Source organism: Streptomyces torulosus (genome assembly GCF_001419765.1).
GTDB lineage: Bacteria > Actinomycetota > Actinomycetes > Streptomycetales > Streptomycetaceae > Streptomyces > Streptomyces torulosus.
Genome location: NZ_LIRK01000884.1, coordinates 1 through 1,433, shown reverse-complemented (window position 1 = coordinate 1,433; position 1,433 = coordinate 1). Strand labels below are relative to the sequence as shown.

The 1,433-nt window shown below is 73.2% G+C and carries 3 pseudogenes; all 3 read left to right on the top strand.

The features are described 5' to 3' along the window. Positions 1-36 precede the first annotated feature (36 nt). Positions 37-174 (top strand): annotated as a pseudogene (locus AOK23_RS51145) (hypothetical protein); the annotation flags it as partial. A 2-nt stretch (positions 175-176) separates the two neighbouring features. Beyond that, positions 177-827 (top strand): annotated as a pseudogene (locus tag AOK23_RS51140) (glycoside hydrolase family 65 protein); the annotation flags it as partial. A gap of 2 nt (positions 828-829) precedes the next feature. Beyond that, positions 830-1,433, top strand: a pseudogene (locus AOK23_RS51135) (glycoside hydrolase family 65 protein); the annotation flags it as partial.

Sequence of the window (1,433 nt, the reverse complement as noted above, 5' to 3'; positions counted from 1 at the left end):
CGGGACGCGAGCCCCGCTCTCTTCGATACTGGCGGAGTGACCGGCTGGACATGGGAGTACGAGGGCTACGAGGCCGCCGACGAGCGGCTGAGAGAGTCGCTGTGCACCCTCGGCAACGGCTGCTTCGCCACCCGAGGGGCCCTGCCCGAATGCGCCGCCGACAGCGTGCACTACNNCGGCTGCTACAACCGGCTCACCTCCGACGTCGCGGGGCGCCGGGTCGACAACGAGGACATGGTCAACCTCCCGAACTGGCTGCCGCTGCGCTTCCGCCTGCCCGGACAGCAGTGGCTCACCCCGGACACGGGCACCGTGCTCGACCACCGCCAGGCCCTCCACCTGTCCACGGGCACCCTGGAGCGCCGGACCACGTACGCGCTCGACGCGCGACGCACCCTGGAGGTGCGGCAGCGGCGCCTCGTGCACATGGCCGACCCCCATCTCGCCGCGCTGCGCACCGAGTTCACGGTCGACGGGGTGACGGACACGACGGAGCTGGAGATCGAGGCCCTGCTCGACGGCGGGGTCACCAACGCCGGCGTGCCCCGCTACCGCGACCTGGACGGCCACCACCTCACCCATGTGCACACCGGTTCCACCGGCTCGGACACGGTGTGGCTGCGCTGCCGCACCCGCACCTCCGACATCCGCGTCGGCATGGCGGCCCGCCTGACGGCCGGGTCCCCCGTCCGCGACCGGCACACACCCCGGTACGCCGTCCAGGCCGTCCGGCTGCGTCTGGCGCCCGGCACCACCCGCACCGTCGACAAGACCGTGGCCCTGCACACCTCCCGCGATCCGGCGATCAGCGACCCGCTGCGCGCCGCNNGCGGCGCCCCCGGCTTCGACGGCCTGCTCGCGGCACACACCACCGCCTGGGCCCAGCTGTGGCGCCGCGCCGACCTGGAGGTGCCCGGTGAGGCAGGCCCCATCCTGCGGCTGCACCTCTTCCACGTCCTGCAGACCCTGTCCCCGCACACCGCCGACCTCGACGTCGGCGTACCCGCCCGGGGGCTGCACGGGGAGGCCTACCGGGGCCATGTCTTCTGGGACGAGCTGTTCGTGCTGCCGTATCTGAACCTGCACTTCCCGGAGGTGTCGCGCGCCCTGCTCCGCTACCGCCACCGGCGCCTGGACCAGGCCTGCGCCGCCGCGCGCGCCGTGGGACGACGCGGTGCCCTGTACCCGTGGCAGAGCGGCAGCGACGGCCGGGAGGAGACCCAGGAACTGCACCTCAACCCGCGCTCCGGGCGCTGGCTGCCCGACCACTCCCGGCTCCAGCGCCACGTCGGGTCGGCGATCGCGTACAACGTCTGGCAGTACTGCGAGGCGAGCGGCGACGCCGAGTTCCTGCACACCAAGGGCGCCGAGATGCTGCTGCAGATCTCCCGCTTCTGGGCGGACTCCGCCACATACGACGAGAGCCTCGGCCG